This is a genomic window from Serratia sp. DD3, assembly GCF_000496755.2.
This window is the reverse complement of the sequence record NZ_AYKS02000022.1, coordinates 1-2237: the sequence shown is the minus strand read 5'-3', so window position 1 is coordinate 2237 and position 2237 is coordinate 1. Positions and strand designations below refer to the sequence as shown.

The window sequence follows — 2237 nt, the reverse complement described above, 5'->3', positions numbered from 1 at the left end:
TTGAAGATCAGGTGTTGCCCTTCATCGCTGGTGTTACCGGCCTTGTCGGTCACGGTCGTGGTCAGGTCATGTTGACCATTACCCAATGGGTCGCTCGGCTTAAAGCTCCAGTTCCCTTGGTCATCCACCGGCGCGCTACCGATTTCCTTATCGTTATCATAGATATGGACCACACTGCCCGGTTCAGCCTTACCACTGATGACTGGCGCGCTGTCGTCGGTAGTTTTGTTAGCAAGGATATCGCCTTGCTCGTCACCCATCTTATCTTCCACCTTCAAATTGGTGGCCGGTGCTGGTGCCTGCGTATCGACAACAATATTGAAGACACCGGTTGGGTCACTGGTGACACCGACACTGTTGGTCACCGTCGCTGTCAGGTCATGTTTACCCTCACCCAGTGCAGGCTGTGGCGTAAAGCTCCACTTACCGTCGTCGTCTACCTTGGCCGTACCGAGTTCATTCTTACCGTCGTAAACCGTCACCGTGCCGCCTGGCAACGCAGTCCCGTTCAGTGTCGGGGTGTTGTCATTGGTGACATCCCCTGGCTGCAATGCCACCGATTCTGGTCCTGGCCCCTGATTATCGATGACCGTACCCAGCACCGGTGGTGCCGGTGGGACTGTACTGACGGTAATACTGTAAGCCGATGACTTATCGGTGGTGTTGCCGACCGGATCGCGCTCTGTTGCGGTCAACACCACCACACCATCCACAAGCGGCAGGTTCGGCTGCATCGACCAGGAGAGATCACTCTTCACAACCGCCGAGCCAATAATTTGGTCACCGCGGTATACCGTAATGATGTTACCCGCTTCCGCACCGGTCCCACTGATGGTTGGACGCCTGTCGTCAGTGATGTCACCTGAGTTCACCGGGCCGGTCTTCTCGCCCACCTGATCATCCACACCGGTGATCGCCACTTTGCTGGCATCAGGTGCTGAGTAGTCAGTGGTCAACTTAAAGATTTCGGACGGATCACTGGTGTTACCCGCCTCATCCATCGCCGTGGTGGTGATCTTGTGCTCACCTTCCACCAATGGGGTGGTTGGGGTAAACGACCAGACACCATCGTCGTCGGCAGCAACTGAACCCAACAGTTTTCCATCATCATAGATATTGATGATGCTATTTGGCTCTGTCGTTCCCTTGAAGGTTGGGTTGGCATCGTCAGTAACACTGCCGCTGGTCAATGGACCACGGTTATCACCGACGTCATCAATGGCGTTACCAATCACGGGTTGGTCTGGCGCAGTGGTATCTACCTTCAGTTCAAAGGCGGGAGAGGTCACGCTGTTACCGGCGGCATCTTCTGCCGTCACCGTCAGGCTGTGGTTACCTTCACCCAGGTCGGTCTCTGGCGTAAAGCTCCAGCTACCATCTTGCTTAACGGTGGTAGTCCCCAGCTCGCGGTCGCCATCCTTCACAGTGATAACACTGCCTGGCTTGCCGCTGCCGTTCAGTTCTGGACGTGGATCGTCGGTGACATCACCGGGTTGCAGGTTACCGGTCACTGAGCCGACATTGTCATTCACTGAGCCCAGTTGTACCACTACCGGTGAATCATCCACCTCAAATTTGATATCCGGGCTTGGCTCACTCACGTTGCCCGCCGGATCAGTCACGGTGGTGTTCAGCTTGTGCTCGCCGTTATCCAGCGGCTCAGTCGGGGTAAAGCTCCACTTGCCGTCATCTTCAATCTTGGCGGTACCGATTTCCTTACCGTTGTCGTAGATGGTGACTGTACCGCCGGGTTCGCCCGTACCGTTCAGGTTTGGTGAGCGGTCATCGGTGGTATCCCCCGGGTTCACTTCACCGGTCTTCTCACCCACGTTGTCGGTGATAACGATATCACCAGCCGGGTTAGGTACGGTGGTGTCTACCACAATATCAAAACTGCCGCTTGGCGCGCTGACGTTACCTGCTGCATCCGTTGAGGTGATGGTCAGGGTATGGTTGCCATCTTTCAGTTCAGCGCCTGCTGCTGGCGTAAAGCTCCACTCACCCTTGCCGTCTGCCGTGGTTGAACCGATCAGTTCACCTTTATCGTAGACCTTGACCAGGCTATTCGCCTCGGCACTACCTTTCAGGGTTGGGGTGTTGTCGTTGGTGACATCCCCTTTCTGCAGAGCGCCAGCTTTCGGTTCAACATCATCCAGCACGCTGGTGATGGCTGGTTCTGACGGTATGGTGATGTCAAGATTGATATCATAGGATGGTGTGCTTGGGGTGGTCTTGTT

The 2237-nt window shown here is 55.4% G+C and carries 1 protein-coding gene; it reads right to left on the bottom strand.

Translation table 11 applies throughout. The annotated features are described in order from the left end of the window. On the bottom strand, positions 1–2237 hold a 2237-nt coding region (locus IO95_RS24990; protein ID WP_037383892.1), incomplete at both ends, for an Ig-like domain-containing protein.